This window comes from Neptunomonas sp. (assembly GCF_041601355.1).
Taxonomy (GTDB): Bacteria; Pseudomonadota; Gammaproteobacteria; order Pseudomonadales; family Balneatricaceae; genus Neptunomonas.
On the sequence record NZ_JBFIIH010000014.1, the window covers coordinates 26,608 to 43,193 of the forward strand.

19 protein-coding genes are annotated in these 16,586 nt (G+C 45.9%); 3 read left to right on the plus strand and 16 right to left on the minus strand.

Features of this window, described 5'->3' with window-relative positions:
- Nucleotides 1-136: 136 nt before the first annotated feature.
- The 15 genes from tal to ABY436_RS04060 form a co-directional block, all read right to left on the minus strand.
- A complete protein-coding gene (tal, locus tag ABY436_RS03990; protein WP_372737733.1) occupies nt 137-1,090 on the minus strand; it encodes a transaldolase in 954 nt (317 codons plus the stop codon).
- A gap of 33 nt (nt 1,091-1,123) precedes the next feature.
- Nucleotides 1,124-2,143: a tRNA dihydrouridine(20/20a) synthase DusA gene (dusA, locus tag ABY436_RS03995; RefSeq protein ID WP_372737734.1), complete on the minus strand. Its 1,020-nt coding sequence runs from the start codon at nt 2,141-2,143 to the stop codon at nt 1,124-1,126.
- A gap of 457 nt (nt 2,144-2,600) precedes the next feature.
- Nucleotides 2,601-3,698 carry a 1,2-phenylacetyl-CoA epoxidase subunit PaaE gene (paaE, locus tag ABY436_RS04000; protein ID WP_372737735.1) on the minus strand — a complete coding sequence of 366 codons (1,098 nt, stop codon included), beginning with the start codon at nt 3,696-3,698 and terminating at the stop codon, nt 2,601-2,603.
- 8 nt (nt 3,699-3,706) lie between these two features.
- Nucleotides 3,707-4,249 carry a 1,2-phenylacetyl-CoA epoxidase subunit PaaD gene (paaD, locus tag ABY436_RS04005; protein ID WP_372737736.1) on the minus strand — a complete coding sequence of 181 codons (543 nt, stop codon included), beginning with the start codon at nt 4,247-4,249 and terminating at the stop codon, nt 3,707-3,709.
- 3 nt (nt 4,250-4,252) lie between these two features.
- Entirely contained in the window at nt 4,253-5,017 is a 765-nt protein-coding gene (paaC, locus tag ABY436_RS04010) for a 1,2-phenylacetyl-CoA epoxidase subunit PaaC (protein ID WP_372737737.1), read from the minus strand.
- Between the two features lie 20 nt (nt 5,018-5,037).
- Nucleotides 5,038-5,325, minus strand: a complete 288-nt coding sequence (paaB, locus tag ABY436_RS04015) for a 1,2-phenylacetyl-CoA epoxidase subunit PaaB (RefSeq protein WP_090728513.1) — start codon at nt 5,323-5,325, stop codon at nt 5,038-5,040.
- 12 nt (nt 5,326-5,337) lie between these two features.
- Nucleotides 5,338-6,279 (minus strand): 1,2-phenylacetyl-CoA epoxidase subunit PaaA, encoded by a 942-nt coding sequence (gene paaA, locus ABY436_RS04020; RefSeq protein WP_372737738.1) that lies wholly within the window; start codon nt 6,277-6,279, stop codon nt 5,338-5,340.
- Nucleotides 6,280-6,707: 428 nt separating this feature from the next.
- Nucleotides 6,708-7,433: a glycerophosphodiester phosphodiesterase family protein gene (locus tag ABY436_RS04025; protein ID WP_090728515.1), complete on the minus strand. Its 726-nt coding sequence runs from the start codon at nt 7,431-7,433 to the stop codon at nt 6,708-6,710.
- 19 nt (nt 7,434-7,452) lie between these two features.
- Nucleotides 7,453-8,481 (minus strand): lipid A deacylase LpxR family protein, encoded by a 1,029-nt coding sequence (locus ABY436_RS04030; RefSeq protein WP_372737739.1) that lies wholly within the window; start codon nt 8,479-8,481, stop codon nt 7,453-7,455.
- A gap of 1 nt (nt 8,482) precedes the next feature.
- Nucleotides 8,483-9,013, minus strand: a complete 531-nt coding sequence (locus ABY436_RS04035; RefSeq protein WP_372737740.1) for a disulfide bond formation protein B — start codon at nt 9,011-9,013, stop codon at nt 8,483-8,485.
- Nucleotides 9,014-9,057: 44 nt separating this feature from the next.
- Complete coding sequence (locus ABY436_RS04040) at nt 9,058-9,405, minus strand: YdbL family protein (RefSeq protein WP_372737741.1); 348 nt, start codon at nt 9,403-9,405, stop codon at nt 9,058-9,060.
- Between the two features lie 8 nt (nt 9,406-9,413).
- Nucleotides 9,414-9,611, minus strand: coding sequence for a YnbE family lipoprotein (locus ABY436_RS04045; RefSeq protein ID WP_372737742.1), 198 nt, complete (start codon nt 9,609-9,611; stop codon nt 9,414-9,416).
- A 24-nt stretch (nt 9,612-9,635) separates the two neighbouring features.
- On the minus strand, nt 9,636-12,026 hold the full coding sequence (locus ABY436_RS04050; protein ID WP_372737743.1) for a YdbH domain-containing protein: 2,391 nt from the start codon (nt 12,024-12,026) through the stop codon (nt 9,636-9,638).
- A gap of 1 nt (nt 12,027) precedes the next feature.
- The gene (locus ABY436_RS04055; protein ID WP_372737744.1) at nt 12,028-12,402 is read right to left on the minus strand and encodes a hypothetical protein; all 375 of its coding nucleotides are present in this window, start codon (nt 12,400-12,402) and stop codon (nt 12,028-12,030) included.
- Nucleotides 12,402-13,052 carry an O-methyltransferase gene (locus ABY436_RS04060; RefSeq protein WP_372737749.1) on the minus strand — a complete coding sequence of 217 codons (651 nt, stop codon included), beginning with the start codon at nt 13,050-13,052 and terminating at the stop codon, nt 12,402-12,404. Before ABY436_RS04060 ends, ABY436_RS04055 begins: the two co-directional genes overlap by 1 nt.
- Nucleotides 13,053-13,307: 255 nt before the next feature.
- On the opposite strand from ABY436_RS04060, the gene ABY436_RS04065 reads away from it, so the two are divergent.
- Both ABY436_RS04065 and rmuC read left to right on the plus strand, forming a co-directional pair.
- Nucleotides 13,308-13,658: a hypothetical protein gene (locus ABY436_RS04065; protein ID WP_372737745.1), complete on the plus strand. Its 351-nt coding sequence runs from the start codon at nt 13,308-13,310 to the stop codon at nt 13,656-13,658.
- A 6-nt stretch (nt 13,659-13,664) separates the two neighbouring features.
- Nucleotides 13,665-15,056, plus strand: coding sequence for a DNA recombination protein RmuC (gene rmuC, locus ABY436_RS04070; protein ID WP_372737746.1), 1,392 nt, complete (start codon nt 13,665-13,667; stop codon nt 15,054-15,056).
- 80 nt (nt 15,057-15,136) lie between these two features.
- On the opposite strand, the gene ABY436_RS04075 is transcribed toward rmuC, so the two are convergent.
- Nucleotides 15,137-15,580 (minus strand): SirB2 family protein, encoded by a 444-nt coding sequence (locus ABY436_RS04075; RefSeq protein WP_372737747.1) that lies wholly within the window; start codon nt 15,578-15,580, stop codon nt 15,137-15,139.
- Between the two features lie 130 nt (nt 15,581-15,710).
- On the opposite strand from ABY436_RS04075, the gene ABY436_RS04080 reads away from it, so the two are divergent.
- Nucleotides 15,711-16,571, plus strand: a complete 861-nt coding sequence (locus ABY436_RS04080; protein WP_372737748.1) for a DUF6279 family lipoprotein — start codon at nt 15,711-15,713, stop codon at nt 16,569-16,571.
- Nucleotides 16,572-16,586: the final 15 nt, after the last annotated feature.

Genomic DNA, 16,586 nt, shown 5'->3' on the forward strand with positions numbered 1-16,586 from the left:
CCGTTGTCAGGGATGCAGCAGGGAGGTTGAATTTCAATTGGAATTGTACATCTGACCATCATTTCAGGATAGATACGGTGCTTTACATGGATGTGAATAAGGGCTCATTGCAGGATGCATCAGAGCCCTTTACCTTTTAAAGATCAGATAACACTTTTTCTAACTTAACCTGATCCGCTGCGAAATTTCTAATCCCCTCCGCCAGTTTCTCCGTTGCCATCGCATCTTCGTTCATGAGCCAGCGAAAAGTCATTTCATCATTATCCGGTATGGCAATATCTGATGTAGCGGTGCTTTCACTGAGTTGTTGTATTAATGGCGCGTTACTTTTTTCCAGCTCGCTCATAAGCTGAGGGCTGATGGTCAATCTGTCGCAGCCTGAAAGACACTGGATTTCAGTGATATTACGAAAGCTTGCTCCCATAACAATTGTTTTATAGCCATTCGCTTTATAAAAGTTATAGATACTTGAAACTGAAATGACGCCGGGGTCTAGCTCAGCAGAATAATCTTGCTCTGGTTGTCTGGCTTTATACCAGTCTAAAATTCTGCCGACAAAAGGCGATATCAGGTAAGCTCCGGCATCAGCGCAGGCGGCCGCTTGTGCAAAACTGAAGAGTAAGGTCAGATTGCAATTAATGCCATCCTTTTCCAGTATTCGGGCCGCTTGTATGCCTTCCCAGGTTGAAGCGATTTTTATTAAAATGCGATCATTGCTGATACCCGCATCATTGTATAAGCGTATTAATTGGTATGCTTGTTCAACGGTTGCTTCAGTATTAAAAGATAAGCGGGCATCAACCTCTGTAGAAATTCTTCCCGGGATAACTTTGAGGATCTCAAGGCCAATTAATACACTCAGTTTTTGTGTCATTAAAGAGAGCTGAGTTTGCGGGTCTTGGCTTTGTGCGCTTGCCCATGATTTGGCTTGGTTAAGTAAAGGGGCGTATATAGGTAAGCCAGCCGCTTTAAGTAATAATGAAGGGTTGGTTGTTGCATCGACGGGTGTGAACTGGCCGATAGCTTCTATGTCACCGGTATCGGCAACCACGGTGGTCATTGATTTGAGTTGCTGTAGCTGGTTTTCCATGGGTTGGATTTCCATAAATTATTATTCGGTAAGTTAACTGAATTCTTTGATTTTCGTCAGTGCCTGCTGAATTACATCAACACCCGCGCCGCGTTTATAAGCCTGTTCACTAATCAGACGGCGGAATTGTTTGCCTCCGGGCATACCATGAAATATGCCTAGTATATGACGAGAAATGTGATTTAGGTAAACATCCTGTTTAAGTTGTTCCTCAATGTAAGGCAGATAGGCCTCAACCGCCTCCAGGCGTTTAATAACAGCTTGGTCGGCGCCATATATGTTACGGTCTACATCGGCCAGTATATAGGGGTTTTGGTAGGCTTCCCGTCCCATCATGACGCCATCAATATGCTCAAGATGAGACTGAGATTCTTGCAGTGTTTTTACGCCGCCATTAAGGATAATCTCAAGCTCCGGAAATGCCTGTTTTAGCTGATAGACTCTCTCATATTGTAACGGCGGAACATCTCTGTTTTGCTTCGGGCTGAGCCCCTGCAGTACTGCTTTGCGGGCGTGTACAATAAAAGTAGTGCAGCCGGATCTCTTTACCGTATCGACAAAATGATGCAGGTGCTCATCGCTATCCAGATCATCAATACCCAGCCGATGCTTAATCGTCACGGGAATATTCACAGCGTCGAGCATGGCAGACATGCAGTCCCGTACTTTTTCGGGATACTCCATTAAACAGGCGCCGATCATGTTGTTCTGAACACGATCACTGGGGCAACCGACATTCAGATTGACCTCATCATAGCCATATTCTTGTGCCATACGAGCACACTTTGCAAGGTCTGCAGGATCACTTCCGCCCAGCTGTAAAGCTACCGGGTGCTCGCCTTCGTTATAGGCCAGATGGCGGTGTTTATCGCCAAAAATTAGTGCACCCGAGGTCACCATTTCTGAATAAAGCACGCTGTTTTTGGACAGGATGCGATGAAACATCCGACAGTGTTTATCGGTCCAGTCCATCATGGGCGCTACACTGAAGCGTCTATCCAGAGTATCCCTCGTAGTTGTTGTCTTTGCGGCTGTTTCTATTGTATTTTTCAATGGTCTGTTTTTGTCTGAAATTGGTTATTTTTGGGTGTTTTGGGTTAGTCAGGCTACGCAAAATGCTACATGAAATTGTGTAGCACTGGCTCTTTAGCAGAGGATAATGCATAGCGACTAGTTCTGCCCGCAAGCGTAGAGATAAATTAGTTTCGTATGCTGTTCAAATGCGTATCCGCACAGATGACAGGATTATATATCAACAGGGACAAACATTCGATCAGCTAAGATGCCTGTATATAGAGAGCGTAAGCGTGAGGCATATATTGGTGCGGTTGGGATTGAGTCTTTGGCGGGTAGTTTTGCTACAGGGTAGGCGGGTAAGCGTTATGTTGATGCAGTCCCACTTAGTATTGAGCAAAAACGTGGAAGTGCAGCTTCGGGCTTAGCGGGTGAAATAAAGAAGCCCTACTAATATAAAACGAATAGCAGGGCTTAGGTACATCAGATTTTAAAACTAGCGTTGATCGAAATCGACAACAACTTTATCTGAAATAGGGTGTGCCTGGCAGCTAAGAATGTAACCGGCTTCGATCTCATGTTTCTCAAGGCCGTGAGTGATGTCCATATCGACTTCACCTTCCATTAGCTTACATTTGCAGGTAGAGCACACGCCGGCTTTACAGGCGTAAGGTAGCTCCATGCCATTAGCCATGCCGGCATCCAGAATGTTGGAGCCAACAGTCGCCAGTTCAAACATGATTGAACGGCCATCAGCAACCACGGTTACTTTGCTGAGCTTCTCTTCTCCAAACTCTTCAATACGTTTCTGGGCTTTGTCCAGAATCTGCTGAGAGTCGGCTGATGAGTTAGCGAACAGCTCGTAGTGGATCTGATCATCGCTCAAGCCTTCCATGCGAAAGCCGCGAGAGATTTCAGACATCATCGATTCAGGACCGCAGATAAAGGCATCATCTGTGTTCTTGATATCGATCAGCCCGCATTTCTGTAAAGCGTAACCTTTTTTGTTATCCAGGCGGCCGTTCAGCAGGTCGGCTCCCTGATCTTCATAGTCCATGATATTGATCCACTGGAAGCGATCCATATAACGGTTTTTAACGAAGTTCAGTTCTTCTTTAAACATCACTGAGTTGCTGCGACGGTTACCGTAGAGCAAGGTAACTCGGCTATTCGGCTCAACGTCTAACACAGATTTAATGATCGAGATCATTGGCGTTATACCCGAGCCTACCGCGATACACATGTAGTTCTTGGCATTATCGGCGTTGAGCTCAGTATGGAAGCTACCCTGCGGAGGCATAACTTCTATTTCATCACCTGCTTTAAAAGTATCATTAGCAAAGTTTGAGAACTGTCCATCTTTTACACGCTTGATACCTACGCGCATATGCCCGTCGTTAATACCTGAGCATATTGAATATGAGCGACGCACATCTTCACCGTCGATCATGGCTTTAATCGTCAGAAACTGACCTTGGATAAATGTAAATTTTTCTTTCAGAGCTTCTGGAACATCGAATGTTACACAGATAGCCGTATCCGTTTCCGGTTGTACGTCCGCTATCTTCAATGTGTAGAAATTGGTGTCAGACATTGCTTCACCTATATCTTTTTAAAATAGTCAAATGGCTCACTGCAATCATTGCATTGGAACAGTGCTTTGCAGGCTGTAGAGCCAAACTCACTGATCCTGCGAGTATTTCTGGAACCACAATGTGGGCATTGGGCATGCGCTTCGGGTGTTAAGCCGTCTTCACAAAGATCGGCATCTTCAGGTGGCGCAATGCCATACTCGCGAAGATTTTTGCGTCCTTGTGGCGACATCCACTCTGAACTCCAGGCAGGCGAGAGTATGGTTTTTATAACCACCTCTTTATACCCGGCTTTGTTCAGCGCTGTTTCTACATCACTGGTGATGGTGTCCATTGCAGGGCAGCCGGAGTAGGTGGGAGTGATCGTCACTACCACCTGATTTCCGTTGCGCTCTACATCACGTAAAATGCCCAGATCCCAAATACTCAGTACAGGTACCTCAGGATCTTTTACTTCATCGAGAATATCCCAGAGCTCTTTTACTTCTGCTTTGTTGCGTTGTTGCAGACGTTGATACTCTTCGTCTGGCATCAGTGAGATCTCTTTCATCATCAATTACCACTGGCAACCGGGGTGGGAGCGGTGCACAATCTGCAGCTCGGTCAGCATGTGGCCCAGATTTTCAGTGTGATAACCGGTGCGTCCGCCACGTACAGCCCAACTGTCTTCAGGCACTGTTATCGTTGACTCAGTGAGAATAGCACTGACATCTTTGTGCCATTGATCACGTAGTTTGGAGACATCAACGCCGATACCGTTGTCCGCTAATAATTGCTCGGTTTCATCCATATCGAACATCTCATGGGTATAGCCCCATAGCTGATCAGCGGCTTTCTGAGTGCGTTTATGGCTTTCTTCAGTCCCGCCTCCCAGGCGGTGAACCCAGTCACGGCTGCGGCGTACGTGGTACTTGGTTTCTTTAATCGCTTTTGCAGCAACCGCGGCTATTCTTTCATCTTTGGATTTTACAAGCTCAGGTAGTACCAGGCTGTAGTAGACATCAGCAAATAGCTGGCGGATCTGCGAATAAGCAAAGTCACCACGCGGCATCTCCAGCAGTAGCAGATTACGGTAGTCGCGATCGCTGCGCATATAGGCGAAATCGTCTTCGGTTCGGCCATCTGCAGCAAGTTCTGCAGCATAGGTGTAGAACATACGTGCACGGCCGACATAATCTAATGCTACGTTGGCGTAAGCGATATCTTCTTCTAAAAACGGAGCATAGCTTACCCATTCTGAAATGCGGTGTCCCAGTACCAGAGAATCGTCACCTAAACGGGTCACATATTCCAGTGTGGCTGCTTTTATTGCATCACTCATCTTAAATAGTCCTCACTGAATTACATGTTGTTAACGGGGTCAGGCAGCACATAATAAGTCGCATGACGGTAGGGTTTGTCGTCAGAAGGATCATAAAAGCTTTCAGCATCATCTTCCTGGGAAGCGCAGATGTCGTTTGATTTCACCACCCAGATGCTAACGCCTTCGCTTCGACGCGTGTAGCAGTCGCGGGCATATTCAAGCGCCTGAGCGTGATCTTCTGCGTGCAGGCTACCTACGTGTTTATGATCAAGGCCACGCTTTGAGCGGATAAATACTTCAAACAGTTCTAGTTTTTCAGTTGTCATGTCAAATACCTCTTACGCCACGTTTTTTATTTTATTGGCATTTTTTTTGTCGTTATATGCAGTAATAGCGTCACGTACCCAGGCACCTTCTTCGTGAGCGGCAACATGATGCTCAATACGCTGACGGTTACAGTGACCATTTCCGTTAATGACGCTGTAAAACTCTTCCCAGTCAATGTCACCATGATCGTAATGGCCACGCTCTTCATTCCATTTGATCGCCGGATCCGGGTGCGCTAATCCCAAAAATTCTATCTGTGGGACTGTCTGATCGATAAATTTCTGGCGTAAGTCATCATTGGTTTCACGTTTGATCTTCCATTCCATCGATTTGGCAGAATGTGCTGATTCAGAATCGTGAGGACCAAACATCATCAGTGCTGGCCAATAGAAACGGTTTAAAGAATCCTGTGCCATCTGTTTCTGTTCAGGAGAACCTTTTGCCAATGCGAGCAGCGCTTCATAACCCTGACGCTGATGGAAACTTTCTTCTTTACAGATGCGGATCATGGCGCGTGCATAAGGGCCGTAAGAAGTACGCTGCAGAGATACCTGATTTACAATGGCAGCACCATCAACCAGCCAGCCGATAGCACCTACATCGCCCCAGGTTAGGGTAGGGTAGTTAAAAATGGATGCATATTTGGCCGTGCCTTGTTGCAAGGCTTCGATCATTTCTGCACGGGTAATGCCAAGCGTTTCAGTAGCGCTGTAAAGGTAAAGTCCATGACCTGCTTCATCCTGTACTTTGGAGAGCAGAACGGCTTTACGACGCAAGGAAGGTGCACGGGTAATCCAGTTTCCTTCAGGCTGCATGCCGATCACTTCAGAGTGAGCGTGTTGAGACATCTGACGGATAACATTTTTGCGGTAAGCTTCCGGCATCCAATCCTTGGGTTCGATTTTATCTTCAGCGTTGATCTTACGCATGAAATTTTGTTCTTCTGGCGTCATTATTCTGCTCTCCGGTGTTCTGGTTCGTTTTACAGGCTACGAGTTTTTTTTATTGTCTTCATAGCAGGCGCATCAATCAGTCTTTCTGGTAAGAATAAATGTACCTCGAAATATTTTAAAATGATACATAAAATTACTAAAAAATATGTTTTATTGTATCGCTTTGTCGCTTTTTATTGTCCGATACCACTACTCATAATACTTAAGGTGATAGTTCAGGTGATAGTTAAGGCGATAGTTCAGGTGATACTTAAGGCGACAGTTCAGGCACTGTGGAAGTTCTGAATTCAGGATGGATTTCTAACCGAACGGCAGGTAAATGACTTGAAGTATTGAGCAGAATGCATGCTTAGCATGAGGGTGGGGTGTCGGCGGGGACGCTGTTTGTTAGTTAAAGCGAGAGATTTTAGTGGGGTGGGGTGCTGATACTATAGTTTGCCCAGAAGGTGCGGGCTGTCTGAAATAATACTGTCGACGCCCATTGCCCGGAGTTGCTGAGCGGACTCAGGATCGTTACAGGTGTAGACGACTAGTTGATACCCTGCTGCTTTTATTGATTGGGCTTGGGCGGGGGTTAGATGTAGCCAGTCACAATGAAGACTGATGGCGTTAAGTTCCACCAGCGTGCTGTGCCAGTGATCATCAATCTGTTCGTATAGTGGGCCAATGGCTTGCTGTTTATCCTGTTGTCGGTATATGCGTAACATATCATGATCAAAACTACTGATGAGTAGTGGTTTGTTACTTTTCCAGAATTTCCTGATAAGGGGGCGGATTAAACTGACGGTTTTGCAAGGTGCAACCCCGGCCTGTGCTTTCAACTCAAGGTTCAGTCCCATATTGAAGCCAGATAACAGTGTTAATGCCTGCGCTAACGTGGGCATGGGCTCTGCTGCAAATTCTTCAGAAAACCAGCTACCGGCGTCTAATTTGATCAGATCATCTTTATTGATAGTGAGTAAAGGGCCCTGGCCATTACTACAGCGGTTTAAGGTATCGTCATGACAAAGCACCACGGTATCATCACCCAGAATACTGGCATCGGCTTCTATCCATTCTATCTGGTGTTGATGAGCCAATGTAATCGAAGCCAGTGTGTTTTCCGGTGCTAGTGATGCCAGCCCCCGGTGGCCGATAATTGCACTGAGCTTCATATGTCTGCGCCTTCGTTTATTAATAAGAATAAGCAACAGTAAACGAGCCGTAGCTTTGCGCATCTTCCTGTCCTTTAAATTCTTTAGTGCGATAGACCTGTGCGTAGGATACTTTCCATTTGTTATAAACACCGGCAATGCCGAAGGCCGCATCAGCGACCAGGTATTTTTTATCCACAGAGTGGCTGTCGCGAACTGAGTTGCCATCAAGAAATATATTCTGTGCAACTAAGCGACTATCTATCGAGATAAAAGTGTGAACTCCCCAGCCTTGACGTAAGCGAGGATCCTGATTTCCCGGTGCACTGTTATCACCGCCCGGGCGTAATGATGAGGTACCGAAATCATCCGGCAGGCGAACACCAAAGCGTATTTCGGCACCTGTATTTGCATACGTGGCGACGTTGCCAAGGCTTGCACCATAGTGGGTGATAATATCATATCCAAAACGGCCAAAAATCGGTTTCTTAGCTAATCGACGCTTGTTCTCCCATACCAGCTGAATCCCGGGCTCGTTTTGTAACTGGTTATCCCATCCCTGAAAGAGTGGTATACCGCGGGCGCGATGCACCATATCCTGGGCTTCTTGCCCAAGTGCGGCGGGTCCTACCACACCCAGGTTGAGTTCTACCGAGTTTAGTCTGTTCTTGGTTTTTGCGTGGTAACCAAACCCGGCATAGAGCCAGCCAGCATATGGGCGGTCACCAGGGTCGAGGGTGGTTCGTTCACGATCTTCAGGTGTGTACATCTGTTGGCCGATCGTAAAGACGAGATTACGGTTTACGCCATCTTTTATGTTTTCCGGGTCAGGGTACAGAGGCGTAAACCAGTAGTTGACCTCACGTAACCATGCCGGAAGCTGCGGGTCATATAGATAAGTATCAATATCAGGAGATACCCAGGCGAATCTGATGCCGTTGGTATAGCTTTGATCGGTATCGGCAAACAGGTCATTTTCAAAATAGAGATTGAGGGTCCAGGGTGCGGCCGTGACGGGTGCTGTGTATATACACAAAGCCAGCAGTGCTGGTAAAAATTTCAGTTTCATTTCAGAAGAGTAATTTAGGCTCAGGGCGCCGGGTTAAGAGTCGCCATGTGATTAAAAAAAGGAATATAAATACTCCCAAGGTTACTTGAGATAAGGTGAACCCCAATAGATGCCAGCTATTATCCAAGCAGTCGTGTTGTTCTGCCAGCAATATATGAACATCTGATAAAAAAGGTAACGAAGCCGTTAGTGTTTCTATACCGGCATTGCAGGCAGTCGGGCTTGCATGCTGAAACGATTCCAGCCAGGTATGTCGAGCTGCAGCGGCTAATCCTGCGAGAGACAGTAGCCAGTTTAAAAGAGCATAAAAACGTTGACCAAAAGTCCATGGGTTGTGGACAAAAGCGATAAAAAACAAAACGCTCATACATAACAAGCACAAGCGTACAATACTGCACAGTGAGCAATTAATAGAGCTGAGCTGTTGTTCCAGAGCAATGGAAGCGTAAAAAAGCGCAGAGCCGGTTAAAAAGAAACCTGCCAGATTTAACCTTCGGTAAGAGAACAACGCGTTATCAATTTTTTGTTTCACGAGCTGGCCTGCGCAAGACTAATATTGTATTTTTTTGCAATCTGTTACTGCTTTTGTATCCATTTTCCTTGTGGGTTTTGCAGAAAAGCGCCTTTTTCTGCGCTATCGTAAAGGCGCTGCCCGATGCGTATTTCAATAATCTCCAGCGCTACGCCCGCTTTGTTGGCGATATCCATATAGGCTGCTTTACGTTTTGTATTGATCTCATTGATGAGGCGCTGGGTATCACTGTTGGGTGACGGGCTAACGCTGGCAAGGTAGCCACTGGGCGTTTCACCGACAAGCCCTTTTGATTGAGCCTCATCCAGAGATAGTGCCCATGCCGGTGTCGCCATGATAAGGAAGCTCAGAATAAGCCTGCTCAGGAGTTTACGTGTTATTGGTTTCATCATGGTGACTCCTAGAATAGGTCGCTCTTATCGTTTAAAAGACCATCAATCTCACGATCAACCTTGATCAGAATCTTATGCTCAATTTTCACATTAAGATTGATGTTAATAGGCTCATTGGGTACAGCTACCTGAACTTTTGGTGAGCAGCCTATTAGCAGGCTGCTGCTCAGTAGCAGCCCGGCGAGAAGTGTGATATTTGGTTGCATGAGGAGGTTTCCTTCAACATTCGTCTAAGGTGTACGGTACCGCTTCTCTATCGTGTTCGTCAATTCATCTGTAAATTGTAGGGTTTTCAGGAGATTAAGTAAGTTTTCTTCAATATTCAGCGAAAAATTGACTGCCTGGCCATTATTCCATGCAGGATTATTGCCAGCTAAGTGAGTTTTTAATAACAAAACCCCATCGGGTGTGTAATTAGCGCCGACTGATAACTCACGGTAGTGAAAATCAGACAGGGCATCTAACGCAATACCTAAGCCCAGATAGGATTGGCGTAATGCTTGAATGCTTGCATCCGGGCGGTAGCGGATAATGCCGGGCCCGCGTGCCTGTAATTTTCCATCAGTGATATAAATGCCGCTGCTGGTAAATCGAAGTGGCAGGTCTCCATCAAGAACGCCTTCACCGCTTAATCCTGGTTGTTGTTCCAGTTTAAGGAGTGCATCCAGCGATAGACCACGCAAGAATAAATCGGTGTTGATCGTCAGTGGATTGAGCACACTATAGAAAGGTGCCAGTTGAAATGAGCCGCCGAGCAATGCGCCGGAAAAATGACTGATATCAGCGATGCTATTATCAGTCCCCAGCTTATTGAGTCGGAACTGTGATTGTATATCATTGATTTCTATACCAGCATCGATTTTATCGATGCGTAAGCTGCCCTGTTCATCAATGCGCTCGCCACGCAGAAATGTTTTGCTGTCGATGGAAGCGCCAATCACAGCAAGGCGATCTTGTGTGACGCTGACCTGACTCAGTGAGTGGCTAATGACACCATCTAACCGACCGCTGAGCCATGTAAAGTGCCCGGATTGAGAGTATTCACCACTAAGAAACGTGAGTTTTTCAGGCCAGTAGGCAGTAAGATACGGCCGCCATTGTGCCTGGGTTTTGGCGAGGTCGATCTCTTTGATGCGCCATTGCGCGTCGATCAGTTCTTTGTCGGGATTTGCCGCCAGGCTAATAGCACTTTGTAATGAAATTGAGTCGCTGCCCAGGCTAATGCCTGCTTTGATTTGCGGAAGTTGGACGTAAATATTGCCTGATGCCTGAATGGCTGGCAATGTGGTTGACTGCATGTTGGTTTGTATCCGGGGAGCATTAAACCCGATACGTGTTTTTTTTAGCGCAAGATCTGTGTCACTGAAAGACAGGCTTATTGGCTGAGAGGTGATCTGACTGGTTGGGTTGCTAACCTTGCCTGTGTTCAATGTTATCCTGAACGGTTCGATGGCGGTTTTTTCGGTTATTTTTATTGTCAGGGCGTTATCTAACGTGGCCGTCGCATTGGCGGCTGACCAGCCTGCTTGTTTCAGGTTGGCAAGTGAAACCTTACTGTCGGCTGATACGACGATAGAAATAGAGTGATTAACAGAGCTGGGGTTAACAGCGCCTTGTTTAACAGCGCCCGGTTGTAACAGGCTTATTTCAGAGGTGAGGTCAAGATTTACACTACCAATACCGTCATGAGGTTGCTCTATGCGTGCATGTAACTGGTTTTGTTGGGTGGCGTTGATGCTTGCCAACCAGGCATCAAGACTCCCTGTATAATCTTTGGCAAAGGAAAGCTCTGTGTCGCCTGAGTAAGATCCGTTGATGGGCGGGATGATTTCCATGTGAGGAAGTTCAAGCTGTTGTGCTATCTGAAAGACTTTACCAAGATCCACAGAGTGTAAGGCTTGCAGAGTAACCGAGGCATCATTCTGTATGAATAGGCCTGTTAGTCTTACTATGGGGCCTGAATTGCTTGCTTGCTGATCAATGACATTGATTTGAAAACGGTTATCCCTGAACAGGGTAATATCCGAGTGGCTAAGCTTGCGCCCATTGATGCTACTCAATACACGTGTGAGTAGTTGTTCCTGAGTGAGATAGATGTTGCCGGTGAAGCGGTAAAAGGGTTGATCAGGGCCATGCCATTTAACATCTAACTGGCCAATCACCAGCTCCTGTGCTGGCGCAAGTTCCAGCCATTGACCGGGCATCAGTTGTGATAGGTCAAAAGAAGTTGTAGCGGGTGTGTCAATTGTTTCTGCTTCGTCCCGGGGCGCTTTGCCTGTCATGGCGATATCAAGATTGGCCGAGGGAATCTCAATACGGGTCAGTTCTCCATTGAAAAGCAACCTCCATGGATCAAATTTGATAGTGACAGGCCCTGCAGACAGGGTGGATATGCGGTTCTGGGTATGTTTTTCCACACTGAGTTGAGAGATCAGTAGCTCCCGATGGCTCGGGTATTCCACATTAAAAACAGGTTTTTGAAAGCCTTGGTCAGTCAGCCAGATCTCGACAACGTTTTTTGCAATAAAAGGCAGGGAGAGGTAGCTGATAACCGGGAGCGCCAGTAGCACGATCAGGCAAAGTGATAGCCAGCGGCTTAGCTTCATACGCCCCCATTTCATGTTAGCTATTATCCAGCATAATAGTGTCGAGGCGCTCAACAGCCATTTTGATCTGAAAGATCAGATGAGTATAGAGGTCAGTATCCGACTCTGTATCTAAATCGCCGAGACGATCAGCTGTTTCGTCCAGTGTTGCGCCCTGAGTGTTAATGCCGTTGTCCCTGAGCAGCCAGATAATCAACCCCGTCACCTCAGCGGCCGAAGCCACTTGATCCGGTTCATCCAGAAGCTCATCGCGTTGCCGGCATAGCTGTTTCATTAATGGATCATTATCTGGCGTGTTCACATAGATACGTAGCAGTTCATCCGCTGATGATGGCGACTTTGGTGATTGCCTGGATGAGTGCTTGGATGAATGAAGAGGTTGGCCGGACATTAGCGGAGTTTCCTGACGACATTTAATCCGTCACGGACGGTCAGAAATACATTTTCCATATCAGGGTCGGCTGCAATTAAGCGGTTGGTTTCAACCAGTGTATCGTCGATTTCTGATTCTGGCTGCAGGACTTTGCCAGACCAAAGCACATTGTCGAGGACGATGAGTCCACCGGGGCGGGTGAGTTCTTTTACTTTCAGGTAATAATTCAGGTAGCTGCGCTTATCTGCATCGATAAAGGTGAAGTCCAGCGGCCCATCAAGTGTATGGCTCAGACTATCGAGCGTGTCGAGTGCTTTACCAAATACAACATCAATCTTATGGCCATGCTCACTGCGCTGAAAAAAGGTCTTAGCGAATTCAATAGCGCGGGGGTTGGTTTCGCAGCAGATAAGTTTGCCGTCGTCAGGCATTCCTTCAGCAATCGATAGCGCGGAATAGCCGGTGAACATACCAATTTCAAGGGCGCGTTTAGGCTGGTGGATAGCACTGAGCATTTTGAGTGTCCGGCCTACTAATCTACCTGAGAGCTTTTGTGGCCATCCCATGGTTTCATTGGTAGCAGTAATCAATTCTGTCAGTAAGGGTGGCTCTTCGCTTGTATTAAGGAAAGCATAATCTTCAACGGCTTCGTTAACCAGATACTCCATTTGTGCGTAATCTCTCTTAATAAGGCGTTGCTGGTCCAGACCAGTCATTGAGAAATGATCAGTGAGCCTGAAACAGGGGTCAATGTGGAATTATAGAGAATAATATCACTTTCTATACAATGATTGATCTTTGTGGCTGCATCGGTGGTGCAAGTTCGCAGATATCAGTATGAATAAACGAGAGGATGGGTAGGGTTAAACGCTGAATTCCTCTACAATCACGCCTATCAACCTGTTGAACTGGAGTAACGGCGCGTGGATCCAATATTTACCTTTTTGATTACTGGTTTTGTAACGATGTCAGCGGCGCTGAGTGCCGGCGCGGTAAATAAGCTACCGGATGAGCAAAAAACCGGAAAGCTGGCTGAGCGCAATACTCAGGTGGCTATTATTATGGCGGGAAATCTAGCCGCGCTAACCTTAATTGGCGCGATGGCATTCGGCATGCTTAATTTAGAGTGGTGGATACCGCTTGTCTGTTTGCTGATAACGTTTCCTGTGGTGCATCTGTTAGTGATGCAGCGTTTGTTGGGAGATGTTAAGAACCTTATGCTGATGACGCCGCTTGTTATTGGTTCTATCGCGATACTTTATTATTACTGGTAAGCACGGATGACCTTAGTGGAGTTTGTCGCCGGCTGGGATATGGCGACCTCGCTGATCACTTTTATTGTCGTCGGTGCTACGGCCATGCTGTTTTCTCAATGGACCCGATCCTCCTGGGTGCGGCTGCGTGGCGAATTAGAAACGCAGTTGCACCAGCAGCAATTAAAAGAGGTGCAGTATCAGGAGCGCTTATCTTATCTGGATAAGTTGGAAAACAAGCTGGATAACCTTGAGTTTGATCGTTCTGACTTAAGAGAGCAGTTGGCGATTCGTCAGGCACAAGTGGCTGAGCTGGAAGCGCGCCTGCATGCTGACCGGGAGTCGGCTGAAGAAAAGCTCACATTGCTGGCTGAAGCGCGGGATCAGCTTAAGCAGGAGTTTCAGAACCTGGCTAATCAGATTTTTGATGAGAAGTCACAGCGCTTTTCCGAGTCGAGTCGCAAAGAGATGGGGATGCTGCTAACCCCGTTGCGTGATCAGATTGGTGACTTTAAACGCCGTGTTGAAGATGTCTATGATCGTGAAGCGAAAGATCGGCGTGCGTTGCACACTGAGATTAGCCAGTTAAAGCGTTTGAATGTGCAGATGAGCCAGGATGCCATTAACCTGACACAGGCGCTTAAAGGTGAAAGTAAAACTCAGGGTAATTGGGGAGAGATTGTACTCGAGCGGGTGCTTGAAGAATCCGGGCTGCGAAAAGGGCACGAATACGAAGTTCAGGTCTCACTGAAAGATCAGCAGCAGCGCTATCAGCCGGATGTGATCGTACATCTGCCAGACGGCAAAGACGTTATTATTGATTCCAAGGTTTCGCTGACGGCATACGAGCAATATTGTTCCAGCGATGATGCGCAGTTTCGCCTGCAACAACGCAAAGCACATGCTGTTTCGCTGCAGAATCATATTCGCGGTTTAGGTGATAAAGCCTATCAGAAGTTAGAAGGCGTGCGCTCTCTGGACTTTGTTTTGATGTTTGTACCTATTGAGGGGGCTTTCCTCTTAGCACTGGAACATGACCCTGAGTTATTTCGTTTTGCCTTTGAACGCAATATCATGTTGGTAAGCCCGACAACCTTGTTGGTGACCTTGCGTACCATTCAAAATATCTGGCGATACGAACACCAAAGCCAAAATGCCCAGGAAATTGCGAAACGTGGTGCCGACCTGTACGACAAATTCGTCGGCTTTATTGAGTCTCTTGAAGATGTAGGCAAACATCTGTCGCGTGCGCAGCAAGCATATGACCTGTCGTTTAGCCGTCTATCTTCCGGACGAGGCAACTTGATTCAGCAGGCCGTAGCGTTAAATGAACTGGGTGTTAGCGGCAAAAAAGTTCTACCTAAGCGCTTGGTTGATATCGCTGAAGAAGCTGATAGTGACCACATTAAATCTGATTGAAATAATCTTAGCGTGATTATAAAACTGTGATTTAAATTTACTCTCGATAAGAGCCGGTCATTCGGCTCTTATCGTTAGTTTTAGCAAATCGCCGATAACATAAACTGCGCCGATTCTATATATGCATTAGCATCTTCGCTCATCCCCTTTACTTTAAGATGATCGGCAAAACCCAGTCGTGCAGTCATGGCTAACCAAAATACGGCACTTATCAGGCCTACAATCCGCCATAAGTTTGATTTTGCCCATTTAAGCGCAAGCGTAATAGAGAGTATGTAGAACACGAAACCAGCTAGTTTAGATGATGCCCAACCATTTACGAAGGGATACAAGTTAAGCGGATTAACTATTATCAGGTAGATAAAAGTGAAAATAAACAGGGCATATAAAATATGTGGTCCAATCTTTAGTATTTTATTGTTGACCTTGTCAGACCCTTTCATCGTTAACACAAAATTAATAATGAAAAAGACAAACGTAAGCGAAATTATGGTCAGGTGGGCGTGCTTAACTATCATGTACATGGCTTTGATCCGTAAAATTTTTTATTATGCCTATTTAATATTTAAGACGTTAGTAAAATAGTCTGCTTTAACCATAATTTCCTATCTGCTACGCTATTTAAAAATTGCATTTTACATTGAGAGGCTGTCGATGAAGTTTCAGTATCGCTCATTGTTAAAGACCAGCTTAACGGTTTTAGTGGTGAGCTATCTGATCACTGGCTGTTCTACGCGCTTTGTTTACAACCAATTAGATTGGTTAGCGCCATGGTATCTTGATGACTATGTGACGATAGAACACTATCAGCAGGATTTGCTTACTTCGTCTTTAGACTCCGTTTTAGACTGGCACCGTGCTACCCAGTTAAGTCGTTATGGCGACTTTTTAAAGGTGATTTCCAGTGACGTCCAAGGATCGGTTTCTGAAGAGAAAGTAGCAAAATATTTTTTACAATTAGATGGATTTATTGAAACCCTGTTTATTGAGTTCGCTAATGAATTTACGCCTTTGATTGCGCAAATGAACCCCAGGCAACAGGCGGAACTCATTGAAAATTTAGCCATTAAAAATCAAAAATATTACGAAAAATATGTCTTAATTGGCGAAGCTGAATCTAAAGCGTCAAGCAAAAAAAGAGTGAAAAAATTTTTGGATGATTGGCTAGATGAACTAAGTGCCAGTCAAGTGCAGATGATTAATCAGTGGTCCACTCAAACCCATTGGCTCTCCCCTGGGTTTTATCAAAGTAGGCAAGCCTGGCAAACACGGTTACATAGTATTTTCAATGCACAAAATGCTAACAAACCTGAAATGATAAAAAGCATGTTTAAGAATCGACGCGAGTTTTGGAGCGTAGATTTACGTCAAAAGTTTCGTCATAACCAGCAAGTCACCACTGTTTTTATTGTAAATTTTTTTAACAGTTTAGATGCCAATCAAAAACAGTCTCTGCTTAAAAAATTGGAAAAATATGAAGCTGATTTTAGGTTACTTGCCAGCCAGTCAAATTAAACAAAAGACTTATCA